Raw genomic sequence first — 15,414 nt, 5'->3', positions numbered from 1 at the left:
GCGAAAAGATCGTCGGCGGAGTTTGGGTTGGGGCACTGGCCATGGTCCGTGCCTGCCCGCCCCCGCCGCTCTTGCCAAGCCCCACCTTTGGCCTGACAACCTTGCGCATGGACGCGTCATCGCTGCTCTCCCCGCTGGTCGATCTGGTCTTCCCACCGCGCTGCCCCCTGTGCGGCGATCCACTGGCGCGGCAGGGCGGGCTTTGCGTAACCTGCTGGTCCCGCCTCGCCATCCCCGGCGATCCCTGCTGCGCGCGTTGCCAGCGGCCCCTTCCGGATCGCCATGATGGGGAAGACACGGCTGCGCTCGTCTGTGCTCCGTGCATGATGGATCCCCCCAGGCATGAAGGCATTGCCGCGGCCACGCTCTACAATGAAGCCTCGCGCGATCTCGTGCTGGCGTTCAAGCATGGCCGTCGCATTGCGCTGGCGGAACTGCTCGCACGGTTGATGCTCGCCCGCATTCCTGCGCTGGAGGGCGAATGGCTGGTGGTCCCGGTGCCGCTGCACCGTTGGCGCATGTGGCGGCGCGGCTTCAACCAGTCCGCGCTGCTTGCACGGCGCATTGCCGAAGCGCTCGGTCAGCCGGTGCTGGTGGATGGCCTTGTCCGTGTGCGGCAGACACCGTCACTGGGCCGGCTCAACCGTCGCCAGCGCGCTCAGGCGCTCGATGGGGCCATCGCCGCGCATGCAGGCCGCAAGGATCGGCTTGAAGGGGCAAACGTCCTGCTGGTCGATGATGTGATGACCAGCGGCGCTACCACCAATGCCTGCATCAAGGCGCTGCGCAAGGCCGGTGTCGGCGGGATTCGCATAACCTGCTTTGCCCGCGTGCTGGATGAAGCGCTCGAACTGGCCGGGGAAGGGCAGTCGCTCGCCGCCTGAACGATCCATGCAGCACAAACGAAAATGCCCGGAACCGAAGTCCCGGGCATTCTCGTGACGAAATTCTGTGCGGTCGGGCGTTTCCGCCTCGAATTGCGCAGCCCCCCAGCTGCTACCGCAAATCCCTCACCGTCCGATCTGCCCGCCGACCGCGTTCCGCTGGTTCGGCCGGGCAGATGGCCCCTCGGTCTTACCCTGAACTTTGGCGCTTCGCGCCGCCTTGCGGCGGTTCAGAAATGTGGTTCCCTCAAACCACGCAGTCTCTTTCGGGCATTGCCGTGGCGCGGGAAAGCCCATTGTTCAGCGGGCATGGATTTTGGGCCGGGTCTGTGGTTATCGTGCAACAAATAGCGCGAACGCGACACACTTTGCGAAAGGTTATCATCATTTCCGCCTCCGATTCCGAAACGCAGCAGCGCGAACAGGGCGCTGTGTTCATGCCGAAGTTCGATTCGGCAGGGCTCGTCACCGCCGTTGCCGTCGATCACCAGACCGGCGCACTGCTCATGCTCGCCCACATGGATGCCGAAGCCATAGCCAGGACGCGCGAAACCGGATTCGCCCACTTCCATTCGCGCTCGCGCGGTCGGCTGTGGATGAAGGGAGAAAGCTCGGGCCACGTGCTCAAGGTGATCGAGATACGCGTCGATTGCGATCAGGATGCGCTGGAACTGCGGGTGGAGCCGGCGGGGCCAGCCTGCCATACGATGGCGCCTACCTGCTTCTTCCGCCGGATGACGCCGGAGGGCACGCTCGAGCGGATCTAAGGTTGACGCTTACGTAAAGGTTAGATAGCTTGGCGTCCCATGTCGACGTCAAACCTCTCTGTTGCCGAGGCCGAAGGGCCGCACACCGCCCATATCCATCAGCCGGATGCGCTGGCGCGTGAACAGTTCACGATCTCGGACCTGTCGGCCGAGTTCGGTGTAACCGCGCGCGCGCTGCGGTTCTATGAAGACGAAGGTCTGATCGCGCCTACCCGGGTCGGCCTTTCGCGCATCTATTCAAAGCGGGACCGCGCCCGGCTCGCGTGGATCATGCGCGCCAAGAACGTCGGTTTCAGCCTGTCCGACATCCGCGACATGATCGATCTCTACGATCTCGGCGATGGCCGTGTCGAACAGCGCCGCGTCACCATCGCCAAGTGCCGCGAACGGATTGACACGCTCAAGCAGCAGCAGGCCGATATTGCCGCCACCATTGCCGAGCTGTCCAGCTTCGTGGACCTGCTCGTCGACCGCGAAAAGGCCGAGGGGCGCGACCCCGACGCGACCAAGGAGTAAGGAAATGCCCGTCTGGAACGCGCCCACGCGCGACACCCGCTTCATGATCAACGAACTGATCGATCTTCAATCCTATGCACACCTGCCCGGTTTCGCCTCGGTCAGTACCGACCTCACCGACGCGGTGATCGAGGAAGCAGGGCGCTTCGTCGGTGAAGTCGTCGCTCCGCTCAACCAGGTGGGGGATCGCGAAGGTTGCACGCGCCACGCCGATGGCAGCGTCACCACCCCCACCGGATTCAAGGACGCCTATCGCCAGTATGTCGAAGGCGGCTGGCCCACGCTGTCCGCTCCCGAACAGTTCGGCGGGCAGGGGCTGCCCCATGCGATCAGCTTCGTGCTTGAGGAATACATGGGCAGCGCCAACCAGGCCTTCGCGATGTATCCCGGCCTCGCCAACGGCGCGATCTCCTCCATCCTGGTGAAGGGCTCGCCGGATCAGCAGGCCAAGTACCTGCCCAAGATGGTCAGCGGCGAATGGCTCGGCACCATGAACCTCACCGAGCCGCACTGCGGCACCGATCTCGGCCTGATCCGCACCCGCGCCGAGCCGCAGGCTGACGGCAGCTATGCCATCACCGGCACCAAGATCTTCATTTCGGCAGGAGACAACGACCTGACCGAGAACATCATCCACCTCGTGCTCGCCAAGACGCCGGGCGCGCCCGAATCGTCCAAGGGTATCTCGCTGTTCATCGTGCCCAAGGTGCTGGTCAACGATGATGGTTCGCTGGGCGATCGCAACGCCGTGTCGGTCGGTTCGATCGAACACAAGATGGGCATCCACGGCAACGCCACCTGCGTGATGAACTACGATGGTGCCAAGGGCTGGCTGGTGGGCGAGGAGAACAAGGGCCTCGCGGCCATGTTCATCATGATGAACGCCGCGCGCCTCGGCGTGGGCATCCAGGGGCTGGGCCAGGCCGAAGCCGCTTACCAGAACGGCCTCGCCTATGCGCTGGAACGCCGTCAGGGTCGCGCCCTCACCGGCCCGGCAGAGCCCCAGCAGAAGGCCGATCCGCTGATCGTCCACCCCGATGTGCGCCGCATGCTGATGGACGCGAAGACCTTCATCGGCGGCATGCGCGCGCTCTGCACCTGGGGCGCGCTGCAGGTTGACCTTGCCCACGCGGCCGAAACCGAAGAGGAGCGCCAGGCTGCCGATGACCTGATCGGCCTGCTCACCCCGGTGATCAAGGGCTATGGCACCGACATGGGCTACAAGGTCGCCACCGACATGCAGCAGGTCTGGGGCGGCCACGGCTACATCATCGAAAACGGCATGGATCAGTTCGTGCGCGATGCGCGCATCGCCATGATCTATGAAGGTGCCAACGGCGTGCAGGCGATGGACCTTGCCGGGCGCAAGCTTGCCATGAACGGCGGCCGTGCCATCCAGCGCCTGTTTGCGCTGATCGATGCCGAATGCGCCGCCGCGGGGGATGATCCGGTGGCCACGCTCGTTGCCGAAAAGCTTGCCAGGGTGAATGGCGAGCTCAAGGCCAGCGTGATGTGGTTCATGCAGAACGCGATGACCAACCCCAACAACCTCGGCGCCGGCGCCTATCCCTTCATGACGCTGACGGGCATCGCCTCCACCGGTCTGATGTGGCTGCGCATGGCAAAGGTCGCCGCCGCCGCACTGGCCAAGGGGACCGACGAAGTGCCGTTCTACGAAGCCAAGCTCGCCTGCGCCCGCCACTGGGCCGCGCGCTTCGCCCCGCAGGCCGGTGCGCTGCGGCGCGAGATCGAGGCCGGGGCAGACACCATCATGGCGCTCTCGCCCGAAGCGTTCGCCGCCTGATGCGCGAAGGGGGCCGCAAGGCCCCCTTCCTCTATCCGAACACTTCGTCCAGAAGCCCGTTCAGCGCCGCCCAGCTCTGCCGGTCGGCGCTCGCGTCATAGCCGATCGCCGCCATCCCCCGCGCATCGCTGCCCGGATCGGTGAAACCGTGCTTCACCCCGGAATAGCTGTGGAAGTGCCAGTTGGCCCCCACCGCATCCATCTCCTGCCAGAACGCCAGCACCTGCTCACGCGGCACCATCGGATCGGCATCGCCGTGGCAGACCAGGATGCGCGCGCCGATGGGCTTATCCGCCGGGGCCTTCGTGTCCAGCAGTCCGTGAAAGCTCGCCGCCAGCTCCACCGGCGCCCCGTCGCGCGCCAGTTCCAGCGCCGCCTGCCCGCCCATGCAGAACCCGATCGCGCCCAGCCGCAGCCCCGGCGCCGCCCTGGCCAGCGCATCCAGCCCTGCATGCAACCGCCGCCGGTATCCTTCCGCGGTCTCCCGCAAAGGCCCGGCCAGCGCCCGCGCATGATCGAAGTCGCGCACCTCCTCGCCATAGAAGTCCGCGACCATCGCGACGAGCCCGGCATCGGCCAGCATCTGCGCGCGTCGCGCCATCGGCGGATTGAAGTTGGCGATCGTCGGCAGGATCAGGATCGCGCCGCGCGGCGCAGTCACCGGCCGGGCAAGATGCCCGACCAGCGCAACGTCGCCATCGGCATGGTCGATGCGGTCCAGTGTCACCGCGCTCACTCCGGCAGGAAGTCCGGTACTGACAGATATCGCTCGCCGGTGTCATAGTTGAAGCCGAGCACGCGGCTTCCGGCGGGAAGGTCCTTCAGCTTCTGCGAAATCGCCGCCAGCGTTGCCCCGCTGGATATCCCGACGAGCAGCCCTTCCTCACGGGCCGAGCGGCGCGCCCATTCCTTGGCATCGGCCGGATCGACCTGGATCGCCCCGTCGATGGACTGGGTGTGCAGGTTGCCCGGGATGAACCCCGCGCCGATGCCCTGGATCGGGTGCGGCGCCGGCTGCCCGCCAGAGATCACCGGCGAAAGCGTCGGCTCCACCGCCCAGGCCTTCATTGCCGGCCAGGTCTTCTTCAGTTCCTCGGCGCACCCGGTCAGGTGCCCGCCCGTGCCCACGCCCGTGATCAGCGCATCGATCGGCGTATCGGCAAAGTCCTTCAGGATTTCCTGTGCCGTGGTGCGCACGTGCACCGCCACGTTGGCCGGGTTGTCGAACTGCTGCGGCATCCACGCGCCCGGCGTGCTGTCCACGATCTCCTGCGCCCGCGCGATCGCGCCCTTCATGCCCTTTTCGCGCGGGGTGAGGTCGAACGTCGCGCCATAGGCCAGCATCAGCCGCCGCCGTTCGATCGACATCGAATCCGGCATCACCAGCACCAGCTTGTAGCCCTTGACCGCTGCCACCATGGCCAGGCCGATGCCGGTGTTGCCCGATGTCGGCTCCACGATCGTGCCGCCCGGCTTCAGGCTGCCGTCGGCTTCGGCCGCTTCGATCATGGCCAGCGCAATACGATCCTTGATCGAGCCGCCGGGATTGGTGCGTTCGCTCTTCACCCATACCTCGTGGTCGGGAAACAGGCGCGAGAGGCGAACATGCGGCGTGTTGCCGATGGTGGCGAGAATGGAATCCGCTTTCATGTCGCTTGCTCCTTGGTGTTGAGCTTCAGTTGTACTTCGCTGCAAAGGTCTTCACGCGGCGCAGTTCCGGGAACCACACCGCCCACAGCGCGGTGACGACTATCGCACCCACGCCGCCAAAAACAACCGCGCCTGTCGCGCCCAGCAGCGCCGCCGTCACGCCCGATTGCATCTCGCCCAGTTCGTTCGAGGCCGAGATCGCCAGGCCCGAGATCGACGAGACGCGCCCGCGCACGGCATCGGGCGTGTGCAGCTGCACCAGCGTGTTGCGGATGAACACGGAAATCATGTCACCCCCACCCAAGGTCGCCAGCATCAGCAGCGACAGCGGAAAGCTGCGCGAAAGGCCGAAGCCGATCGTCGCTGCGCCAAACAGCGCCACCGCCAGCAGCATCTTCACGCCCACATCGTCGGTGATGGGCTTCCTCGCCAGCACCAGCGCCACCAGTGCCGCGCCAAGCCCCGGCATCGCCCGCATCACGCCCAGGCCATACGATCCCACGGGGTGCCCGTTCCAGGTCAGGATGTCGCGCGCATAGACCGGCAACAGCGCCGTCGCCCCGCCCAGCAGCACGGCAAACAGGTCCAGCGTCACGCAGCCCAGCAGGAAGCGATCGTTCCACACGAACGAGAGCCCATCGCTTATCTGGCGCAGCGGGTGTATGTCGCGGTTGCCTGGTGGTGGAGGAAGCGGGCGGATACGCAGCGCATTCAATGCCGCCACCGCAAGGAATACCACCGAAACCCAGTACGGCAGGCTGCGCTCCACAGCGAAAAGGACGCCTGCCAGCGATGGTCCTGCCACGCTGCCGATCTGCCAGGCTATCGAATTGACCGCCACCGCACGCGGCATCAGCGCGGCCGGCACCACGTTGGGCGCAATGGATGAGGAAGCCGGTCCGATGAAGACGCGCGCGGTGCCATGCAACGCGCCCAGCAGGAACAGCACCGGCAGGCTGGAAATGCCCGCCTGCGTCATGATTGCCAGCGTCAGCGCAATGCTCAGGTCCAGCAATAGGGCCAATCCGGTCACGAGCCGCCGGTCGAACCGGTCCGCCACGACCCCCGCAACCGGGGTCAGCAGGAACAGTGGCAGAAACTGCGCCAAGCCCAGCAGGCCCAGCTGGAACGCCGCTTCGCTGATCGACATGCCATAATGCGTCCGCGCGTGGTCATAGAGCTGGTATCCCAGCACGATGACCATGCCGTTGGTCGCGAACACAGAGGCGAACCGCGCAACCAGGAACCGCCGATAGTCCGCGATCTGCAAGGGGCTGGTCGGCTGGGCGGTGAAATTTGCAGGCGAACTGGTCACGCCGCGTCGAATGGCAACTTCGCCGCCCTTTGCCAAGCAAGCAAAACTTGATTGCGGATCAAATCTTCACAGACAGTGTCAGCTTCACGTCGCGCCCGGCAATCGGCACGAAATCGCGCGTTTCGCTGGTCGCCAGTCGCCCGTTCACGTTCGTCAGGTTGTCTCCCGAAAGGATCAGGGCAATCGGCCCCTTCCTGCCCATCGGCCGCCAAGTCAGCCCTGCGTTCACCAGCGTGAATGCGCCCACCGGAAATTCGTTGGCCGCAACGCGGCCCTGCCGGGAATTGTGCACCACGTCGGCGGAGAGGCTCCAGTCCCCCACCGTCAGTTCGCTTCCGCCGCGCACGCGCAGCGGCGGGATGCGCGGGGCAGGGCCGATGCCGGTCAATTGCGCACGCACATAGTCCGCACCCGCCGTGAACGACAGCGAGTTTCCACCGCCCCATTCCGCCGCAATCACGCTGCCTTCGGCTTCAATGCCGCGGAATTTGGCCGGCGCCTGGATGTACTGGAATACCGGGTATCCTTCGATCAGTTCACCCGTCGGAACCGGCGCGATGAAGTCGTCGAAATCGGTGGCATAGGCCGTCACCGCCGCCGCCAGGCGGCTGTCGTGATAGCGAAGACCCGCTTCCACGGTGTTGCTGCGTTCCTTCACGAACGCCGGGTTGCCGCGTTCGTAGGACTGCGTCGCGTCATGGATGCCGTCAATGAACAGCTCCTCTGCGCTCGGCGCACGTTCGCCATGGGTGAAAGATACGCTCGCGGTCAGGCTCTCCATCGGATGCCAGGCAAACCCGAAGCCCCCGGCGTACTGATTGAAGGTCCGCGTGCCGCTGGGCTTGGGCTGCACGCTCGTGCGCTCGTAACGGGCGCTGCCCTCCAGATCGAACTGGCCGAACGAATACTGCTGGCGCGTGAATACCGCGAACCGGTCGGTCACCGAATCCGGCACCAATCGTTCGTCGCCCACAACGCGGAAGTTGCGCGTGCCAAACTGGATGCCGCTTTCACCCCGCCAGCCGCCGCGCTTCGCCTGCACCAGTTCCAGCCGGGATTCGATGGCCGAGTTGTAGAACCGGGTCTCGGGAACACCGGCATCCAGTTCCGCATGCGTATAATCGCCATAGGCCGCGCGCAGGTCCAGCCGGTCAAACAGGCCGGAAAGGTTCACGCTGCCGTGCAGGTCATACCGCGTCTGCCGCAGCGAGATCGAAACCGGATCGCTGTCACCCACCGCCGGGCGCGCCGGAATGCCATAATCGCTGGCCAGCCGCTGAACCGACAGGCCCAGCGTGCCGCCGTCATCGATGAAGGCGAGGCCTGCACCCAGGGTATAGCCATGCGCCCACGAATTTTTCAGTCGGCCGCGGGCATCGGCTTGCCGCGTCAGGTCCGCTGCGCCCAACGGGTCGCCCTGGTCGATCAGGTCGGCGGCCTGTGCCAGTGTGCGATCGCGCAATTGGGGGGAAAGCACGTTTCCACCCACCCGCAGGTCGTTCGCATGATTGTACGATGCATCGAAGTGCGCTGCGAACCGCTCGCCCAGCGCGATCTCCGCCGCCCCGCCAAGATTCACCGAATCCGCTGCCGAACCATAGCTGGCAAGACCGTTGAAATCATAGCCGTCGGTCGGGACGGTGCGCGGGATACGACGGTCCACCGCGTTCACTGCGCCGCCTGCCGGATCGGTGGCGTACAGCAGCACCTCGGGTCCGTGCAGCACGTCCACCCGGTCCAGGGTCAGGGAATCGATCGCCACGCCATGGTCGGCCGAGACCGACGAAGCGTCGAGCGAACCCAGCCCGTTGTTCAGCACCTGCACGCGCGGCCCGTCAAAGCCGCGCAGCACCGGCCGCGATGCGCCGGGCGCAAAGCCGCTGGTCGAAACGCCCGGCAGCTTGGCCAGCAGCGTGCCGATCTGCGGCGATGCATTGCGCGCCAGTGCTTCGCCCGAAAGCACCACTGGCGCCACGATGGCGTCATGGTCGCCCGAAATCAGGCGTCCGGTCACGATGATCGGCTCATGCCCGCCATCGTCGGTGTGGGTCAGGTGGTCATCGTCCTGCTGCGCCGTGCGGGCAGGGCCGCTTGCGGCGTCGGCTGCATCCGGCGTTGGCGCAGCGGCGTCGGCGTATGCGGGCCCGGTTGAAAGCGCCATGGCGGCCAGGCCGCAGCCCGTCGCGAGGAAAGCCTTGCTCAGCAATGTCTTGTTCAATTTCGCACCCGTATGTCGATCAGCGTCCCGGCTGCGTCCATACTGCGATGATATAATATATCAATACCTAAATGGGGCAGGGCGAACAAGGATGGCAGTCGGCCATTCATGGGGTCATCGCGCCGGGCGCAGTCGCGAATTGGGCTGCAGGCTGCGCAGCAGCTTCATGAAATCGTCCTGGCGGATGATCCGCTCGAACTGGAAGCCCGCGCGGTCATCGGCGTTCCATACCAGGAAGGCTTCGATCCGGCCGATCTGGGGCAGGCGCACGGTCACCCGCTCGCCCCGGCCAAGTTCGATCTGCCCCTGGATCATGAAGCCGTTGGCCGAAAGGTTGGTGATGGTCAGCATCACGTCACCCAGCCGGCGGTGCTCGCCGATCACCGGCAGGTTAACCGGATGGCGGGCGGCGCGGCGCTGATCGGTGACTGAAAGCTGTGCTCCGCCGGGCATCGTTCCTCCCTGCCAGAATGGGCTTGCCGAAAGTTAATGCACACCATGTGCGTTCAGCAGCCATTTTGGCGGGGAAGCGCTACTATTTCGTAAAGTCGGCGGCAGAATCCTGCCGTCGCGATGCCTGAGGCGGCAGAAAGATTCCGTCAATCTGCCGCCATTTCAATCAGGCTGGGCGCAAAACGCCGTGCTTCTTCTTGCCGGAGGAAACACGAATTTCCTTATCTGCCAATTGGATACGGTAGCCCTCGTCGCTCACTGCCTCGCCATCCACGCGCGCCCCGCCGCCGGCCACCAGCCTTTTGGCCTCGCCGCGGCTCGCCGCAAAACCCAGTCCGACCAGCGCATCGATGATCCCGATCTCGCTTTCGGCCACCTCCAGCGTCGGCAGGTCGGCCCCGAGTCCCCCGCCGGCAAAGGTGGTCGCCGCGGTCGCTTCGGCGGCCTTCGCCGCTTCCTCGCCGCGCACCAGCCTGGTCACTTCGTTGGCCAGCACCACCTTGGCGGCATTGATCTCGCTGCCCTGCAGCGCCTCAAGCCGCGCGATCTCGTCCAGCGGCAGGTCGGTGAACAGGCGCAGGAACTTGCCCACGTCGCGGTCGTCGGCGTTGCGCCAGTATTGCCAGAAGTCCCAGGCCGGCAGCGCGTCCTCGTTCAGCCACACAGCGCCTGCCGCGGTCTTGCCCATCTTCTTGCCGTCGGCGGTGGTCAGCAGCGGCGTCGTCAGGCCAAACACCTCGCGCTGGTCCATGCGGCGGGTCAGCTCGATGCCGTTGACGATGTTGCCCCACTGGTCGGACCCGCCCATCTGCAACCGCACCGCGTTGTGCTTGTTCAGATGGCGGAAGTCATAACCCTGCAGGATCATGTAGTTGAATTCCAGGAACGTCATCGGCTGTTCCCGGTCCAGCCGCAGCTTTACCGAATCGAACGTCAGCATGCGGTTGACGGTGAAGTGGGTGCCCACCTCCTGCAGCAGCTCGATGTAGCCCAGCTTGCCCAGCCAGTCGTTGTTGTTGACCATGATCGCGTCGGTCGGGCCATCGCCGAAGGTCAGCAGCTTGGCGAAGACGGTCCTGATCGATGCGATGTTGGCTGCGATGGTCTCGTCGGTCAGCATCTTGCGGCTCTCGTCACGCCCGGTCGGATCGCCGATCCGCGTCGTGCCGCCGCCCATCAGCACAACCGGCTTGTGCCCGGCCTGCTGCAGCCGCCGCAGCATCATGATCTGCACCAGCGATCCCACGTGCAGCGATGGCGCGGTGGCGTCGAAGCCGATATAACCCGGCACGACCTGCTCGCTCGCCAGCGTGTCGAGGCCTTCGGCATCGGTCAGCTGGTGGATGTAGCCCCGCTCGTCGAGCAGGCGGAGGAGGTCGGACTTGTACTGGGTCATGGCGGCCTTCGTGTGTTGAGCGCGGGCGCGCCTAGCATGGAGCGGCGCGGTTGGAAACGTTCGAGCTTGTGTCCCACCCGGCGCATCCGCCGCTTGGCGTGACCGGCCTTTCCGCCCGCCTGCTGTCGCTCGACGCCAATTGGTTGACGCTGCGCTGGAAGGTGGAGGGGGCCGGTGCCCTCGTCCTGCCGGCGCTGGCGGGCAAGGGGCGGGCGAACGGGCTGTGGCAGGCCACCTGCTTCGAACTGTTCCTCCGGCCCGATGGTGGCGAGGGCTACGCCGAGTTCAACCTGTCGCCTTCGGAACGCTGGGCGGCCTATGACTTCACCGGTTACCGGGAGGGGATGGCGGACCGGCCAGTGTCGCGCGATCCGGTCTGCACGGCGCGGCGCGGGCAGTCGGTGCTGATCTTCGACGCCGCGATCCCCGCCGCCGCGCTGCCGCCGCTGCCGTGGGCTTACGGGCTGACCGCGGTGATCGAGGAGGAGGGCGGGCGCAAGTCATACTGGGCCATCGCCCACCGGGAGGACCGGCCCGATTTCCACCACGAGGCTTGCTTCGCCGCGCGGCTTGCGGCACCGAGCGCGCCATGAAGTTCGGTATCGACCGGCTGCTTGCCGACCCCGCCCTCAGGTCCCCGCTCGAAGGCCGCCGCGTCGCGCTGGTGGCGCATCCCGCCTCGGCCACAGAGGGGCTGGTCCACTCGCTTGACGCGCTGATCGCCGCCGGGGTCAACGTGACCTCCGCCTTCGGGCCGCAGCACGGGCTGAAGGGCGACAAGCAGGACAACATGGTCGAGACGGCGGACGAGTTGGACCCCACCTATGGCATCCCGGTGTTCAGCCTCTATGGCGAGGTGCGGCGGCCGACGGCGCGGATGATGGACAGCGCCGACGTGTTCCTGTTCGACCTGCAGGACCTCGGCTGCCGGATCTACACCTTCGTCACCACGCTGCTCTATCTGCTCGAGGCCGCGAGCGGGACGGGCAAGGCGGTGTGGGTGCTTGACCGGCCCAACCCCGCCGGCCGCCCGGTGGAAGGCACCACGCTGCTGCCCGGCTGGGAAAGCTTCGTCGGTGCCGGCCCCATGCCGATGCGCCACGGGATGACGCTGGGCGAGATGGGCCGCTGGTTCGTCGACCACTTCAAGCTCGACGTCGACTACCGGGTCGTGACCATGGAGGGTTGGCAGCCGGAAAGCGGGCCGGGCTGGGGCTGGCCGCAAAGCCGCATCTGGATCAATCCGTCGCCCAACGCCGCCAGCCTCAACATGGCCCGCGCCTATGCCGGCACGGTGATGATCGAGGGCGCGACGCTGAGCGAGGGGCGGGGCACCACCCGCCCGCTGGAAGTGCTGTTCGGCGCGCCCGACGTTGATGCAAAGGCGGTGCTGGCGGAAATGCGCGCCTTCGCCCCGCAGTGGCTGGCCGGCTGCGCGATCCGCGAGTGCTGGTTCGAGCCGACGTTCCACAAGCATGCGAAGAGCCTGTGCAGCGCGCTGATGATCCATGCGGAGGGCGCCTTCTACGACCACCACGCCTTCCGCCCGTGGCGGCTGCAGGCGCTGGCGTTCAAGGCCATCCGGCGGCTCTACCCCGACTACCCGATCTGGCGCGATTTTCCCTATGAGTACGTGTTCGACAAGCTGGCGATCGACGTGATCAATGGCGGTCCGGCGCTGCGCGAATGGGTCGACGATGCGGCCAGCGAGCCGGGCGACCTGGAAGCCCTGGCCGGGCGGGACGAGGCGGCCTGGATCGAGGAGCGGGCGCGTTTTTGCCTGTATTGAAAAGGGCAACCTGCTTTGCGAGGTTGACACAGTTGACACGATCGAGGGGGTAAGTGCGGAGCGGTACGAAGGTGAGCGAAAAGCGAGCCGGGCGCAGTTGCCGTAGTGCAGGAATGGCGGAAATCGGCGGCCTGTTGACGATTTCAAGGAACAGGCCCTGATTATACACTTTGCCGGGGGTGTAGGAAAACGCTATTTTTGATGACAGACGCGTCTGTTATCAACCTGTCGTCGGAAGGGTGGCGGCCGGAGCCGCCACCCGACGCGATCAGAAGCGGTAGCCGGCGGTGACGGCCACGTGGCGGCGCTGGAAGTTCAGGCCGGCGAAGCTGCCGAGATCGGCATAGTCGAATTCGATGCCGACATAGGCGTTGCGCGTGATGTTGTGATCGTAGCCGATCGCGCCCATCACGCCATCGAGGTTCTGGACACCCGAAAAGCCTTCGAGCGAAGCCTTGAGGCGGAAGCGGTCGTAGCCGAGCTTGCCGTAGACCTGACCCTTGCTGCCAACGTTGAAGCCGATGCGGCCGCCGGCGGCGAGGTTGCCGTCCGAACCGAGACAGGTGCCGGTGTCGCAGGTCTTGGCGCTGGCATAGTCATAGTTGACGAACGGGCCGACGGTGACCTTGCCCAGCGGAATGTCGAAGCCGGCTTCGCCACCGATCGAGGCCGAGTTGCCGAGCTTGTAGACGTCACCCTGGCTGACGGTGGGCGTTTCATAGCCGACGCGCAGTTCCACGCGCAGCCCCGAGAGCTTGGCAGCACCGGAATCCTGGGCGAACGCGGGGGTGGCGGCGAAAGCCGCAGCGACGGCGATATACTTGAACATTAGATTTCCCTCACTTGGTCGGGCCGTAATTGATTACGGCCACGTGCTATTCCGAATGCCGATCTATCAATCGCGTCATTGGAATGGCGGGGCATTATTGTCCGCGCCGAGATGTGCAAGAAAAAAGGGATGCCTTAATATTCCGGATCGGTTCGAAAACGGTTGTTGTTCGAGCGCAGTTGCTGCTCAGGCCATCACTTCCACACCGGCGTACGCTTTTCGAGAAAGGCTTCGATGCCTTCGGCGGTGTTTTCGTCCATCATGTTCTGCGCCATGACTTCGGCAGCCATGGCATAGGCCTGTGCACGGGGAACTTCGCGCTGGGCGTGGAAAAGGGCCTTGCCGCGGCGGATGGCGTCAGGGCTTTTGGCGGAAATGGCGTGGACCAGCGTGTCGATGGCGGTGTCAAGTTCCTCGACCGGCACGGATTGGTTGATCAGGCCCCAATCAAGCGCGGTGGCGGCATTGATGAACTGGCCGGTGACAAGCATTTCGAAGGCGCGCTTGGCCGAGACATTGCGGCTGAGCGCGACAGCAGGGGTGGAGCAGAACAGGCCGACGTTGATGCCCGAGACGGCGAAGCGCGCGCTGTCTGCGGCGATGGCGAGATCGCAGGCGCCGACGAGCTGGCAGCCGGCTGCGGTGGCGACCCCGTGGATGCGGGCGATGACCGGCACGGGCAGGGCGACGATCGCCTCCATCACGCGGGCGCAATCCCCGAAGAGCTGGCGATAGTAATCAAGGCGGCGCTTGCCGGCCATCTGCGCGAGATCATGCCCGGCGCAGAAGGCGCGGCCTGAGCCCGATAGGACGACGACGCGGACCGAGGTATCGTTGGCGATCGCCTGAAATTCACCGCGCAGGGTGGCAAGCATCTCTTCGGACAAGGCGTTGAACTTGTCAGCCCGGTTGAGCACGAGATCGACGCGACCGCCGGTGCGGGTGTGAAGGACGAGGGGGTCGGTCATCGGGCGTGGTCCTCTGCGGTGGCGCGGGGCGTTGCGCGTGTTTCACCCCCCAATCCAGGCTTACGCAAGACGGCTATGCCGCCAGGCTTCGTTATCTTCCGCACAAGGTTGTGTTTCGGTTAGTGCTGCTTGCGGGTGAATTCGCGGATGGCGGCGTCCTGCCCTGCCAGCTTGCGGGGCGGGCATCCGGCCGGCCTGACCGGTCTGCTGTGTGGAAACAGGATTGATCCGGACGGTGGGGGCGCGGTCAGCTTGCATCGTGGAAGATGATGCCAAGGGTCTGGCGTTCGCCGGACAGGACGGTGCTGACCCCATGTCGCATGGCGGACTTCGACCAGCCGGTTGCACCAATGCGGGGTTTGTCGCGGACGGGGATCAGCGCGATCTGGCCCTGGCAGATGGGCACGACTTCGACGCGGCTCTGCATCCGGGGCCGGTTTTCGACGAGGGTAAGCGCGCCGCCGGTGTAGCTGCCTTCGGCGCTCAGCATGACGACGGCCTGCAGGGGGAAGTGGATCGGCCCATACAGATCCTGGTGGAGGCAGTTGTAGTCGCCCGCGCGGTAGCGCAGCAGGAGCGGGGTGGGGCGTGGCTGGCCAAAGGCGTGGCAGCGATCGATGAGGGTGGCGTGGTGCGCGGGCCAGATATCCGGCTGGCCAAGACGCTCCGACCACTGGTTCGCGATGGCGGCCAGCGGCGGATTGTAGCGCGACGATTACGGTGTCCGGTCGGCGTCAATTTTGATGGCCGATAGGTGGCCGCGCCGGTTGGTGAATTCTGGCTACCATTTGCTGTTGCGAGGAGCAACCGTCGAGCGACAATTAC

15 protein-coding genes are annotated in these 15,414 nt (G+C 65.6%); 6 read left to right on the top strand and 9 right to left on the bottom strand.

From position 1 onward, the window contains the following. Nucleotides 1–107: 107 nt before the first annotated feature. The 4 genes from POM99_RS19620 to POM99_RS19605 all read left to right on the top strand — a co-directional run bounded on the left by POM99_RS19620 (nucleotide 108) and on the right by POM99_RS19605 (nucleotide 3,971). A complete protein-coding gene (locus tag POM99_RS19620; RefSeq protein WP_277280383.1) occupies nucleotides 108–884 on the top strand; it encodes a ComF family protein in 777 nt (258 codons plus the stop codon). 437 nt (nucleotides 885–1,321) lie between these two features. Then, complete coding sequence (hisI, locus tag POM99_RS19615) at nucleotides 1,322–1,651, top strand: phosphoribosyl-AMP cyclohydrolase (RefSeq protein ID WP_438823032.1); 330 nt, start codon at nucleotides 1,322–1,324, stop codon at nucleotides 1,649–1,651. Nucleotides 1,652–1,690: 39 nt separating this feature from the next. Beyond that, complete coding sequence (locus POM99_RS19610) at nucleotides 1,691–2,167, top strand: MerR family transcriptional regulator (protein ID WP_277280382.1); 477 nt, start codon at nucleotides 1,691–1,693, stop codon at nucleotides 2,165–2,167. Nucleotides 2,168–2,171: 4 nt separating this feature from the next. Further along, nucleotides 2,172–3,971: an acyl-CoA dehydrogenase C-terminal domain-containing protein gene (locus POM99_RS19605; protein WP_277280381.1), complete on the top strand. Its 1,800-nt coding sequence runs from the start codon at nucleotides 2,172–2,174 to the stop codon at nucleotides 3,969–3,971. A 31-nt stretch (nucleotides 3,972–4,002) separates the two neighbouring features. Here POM99_RS19605 and POM99_RS19600 read toward each other — a convergent pair whose 3' ends face one another. The 6 genes from POM99_RS19600 to tyrS all read right to left on the bottom strand — a co-directional run bounded on the left by POM99_RS19600 (nucleotide 4,003) and on the right by tyrS (nucleotide 11,003). Continuing rightward, a complete protein-coding gene (locus tag POM99_RS19600; RefSeq protein WP_438823031.1) occupies nucleotides 4,003–4,707 on the bottom strand; it encodes a dienelactone hydrolase family protein in 705 nt (234 codons plus the stop codon). Beyond that, nucleotides 4,704–5,621 carry a cysteine synthase A gene (gene cysK / locus POM99_RS19595; protein ID WP_277280379.1) on the bottom strand — a complete coding sequence of 306 codons (918 nt, stop codon included), beginning with the start codon at nucleotides 5,619–5,621 and terminating at the stop codon, nucleotides 4,704–4,706. The genes POM99_RS19600 and cysK overlap by 4 nt, the downstream gene beginning before the upstream one ends. Nucleotides 5,622–5,646: 25 nt before the next feature. Next, entirely contained in the window at nucleotides 5,647–6,936 is a 1,290-nt protein-coding gene (locus tag POM99_RS19590) for an MFS transporter (protein WP_277280378.1), read from the bottom strand. A gap of 58 nt (nucleotides 6,937–6,994) precedes the next feature. Further along, a complete protein-coding gene (locus POM99_RS19585) occupies nucleotides 6,995–9,154 on the bottom strand; it encodes a TonB-dependent receptor (RefSeq protein ID WP_277280377.1) in 2,160 nt (719 codons plus the stop codon). A 114-nt stretch (nucleotides 9,155–9,268) separates the two neighbouring features. Further along, the gene (locus tag POM99_RS19580; RefSeq protein WP_277280376.1) at nucleotides 9,269–9,607 is read right to left on the bottom strand and encodes a PilZ domain-containing protein; all 339 of its coding nucleotides are present in this window, start codon (nucleotides 9,605–9,607) and stop codon (nucleotides 9,269–9,271) included. Nucleotides 9,608–9,773: 166 nt separating this feature from the next. After that, nucleotides 9,774–11,003, bottom strand: coding sequence for a tyrosine--tRNA ligase (gene tyrS, locus POM99_RS19575; RefSeq protein WP_277280375.1), 1,230 nt, complete (start codon nucleotides 11,001–11,003; stop codon nucleotides 9,774–9,776). Between the two features lie 50 nt (nucleotides 11,004–11,053). On the opposite strand from tyrS, the gene POM99_RS19570 reads away from it, so the two are divergent. Then, nucleotides 11,054–11,596, top strand: a complete 543-nt coding sequence (locus POM99_RS19570; protein ID WP_277280374.1) for a DOMON-like domain-containing protein — start codon at nucleotides 11,054–11,056, stop codon at nucleotides 11,594–11,596. Next, nucleotides 11,593–12,792 (top strand): exo-beta-N-acetylmuramidase NamZ family protein, encoded by a 1,200-nt coding sequence (locus POM99_RS19565; protein ID WP_277280373.1) that lies wholly within the window; start codon nucleotides 11,593–11,595, stop codon nucleotides 12,790–12,792. The genes POM99_RS19570 and POM99_RS19565 overlap by 4 nt, the downstream gene beginning before the upstream one ends. Before the next feature lie 268 nt (nucleotides 12,793–13,060). On the opposite strand, the gene POM99_RS19560 is transcribed toward POM99_RS19565, so the two are convergent. The 3 genes from POM99_RS19560 to POM99_RS19550 all read right to left on the bottom strand — a co-directional run bounded on the left by POM99_RS19560 (nucleotide 13,061) and on the right by POM99_RS19550 (nucleotide 15,235). After that, a complete protein-coding gene (locus POM99_RS19560) occupies nucleotides 13,061–13,621 on the bottom strand; it encodes an outer membrane protein (protein ID WP_277280372.1) in 561 nt (186 codons plus the stop codon). A 194-nt stretch (nucleotides 13,622–13,815) separates the two neighbouring features. Further along, complete coding sequence (locus POM99_RS19555; protein ID WP_277280371.1) at nucleotides 13,816–14,589, bottom strand: enoyl-CoA hydratase; 774 nt, start codon at nucleotides 14,587–14,589, stop codon at nucleotides 13,816–13,818. A gap of 247 nt (nucleotides 14,590–14,836) precedes the next feature. Further along, nucleotides 14,837–15,235: a 2OG-Fe(II) oxygenase gene (locus POM99_RS19550; RefSeq protein ID WP_277280408.1), complete on the bottom strand. Its 399-nt coding sequence runs from the start codon at nucleotides 15,233–15,235 to the stop codon at nucleotides 14,837–14,839. Nucleotides 15,236–15,414: the final 179 nt, after the last annotated feature.

Source organism: Novosphingobium cyanobacteriorum, from assembly GCF_029436685.1.
GTDB classification, from domain to species: Bacteria; Pseudomonadota; Alphaproteobacteria; order Sphingomonadales; family Sphingomonadaceae; genus Novosphingobium; species Novosphingobium cyanobacteriorum.
This window is presented reverse-complemented; position numbering and strand designations above follow the sequence as displayed.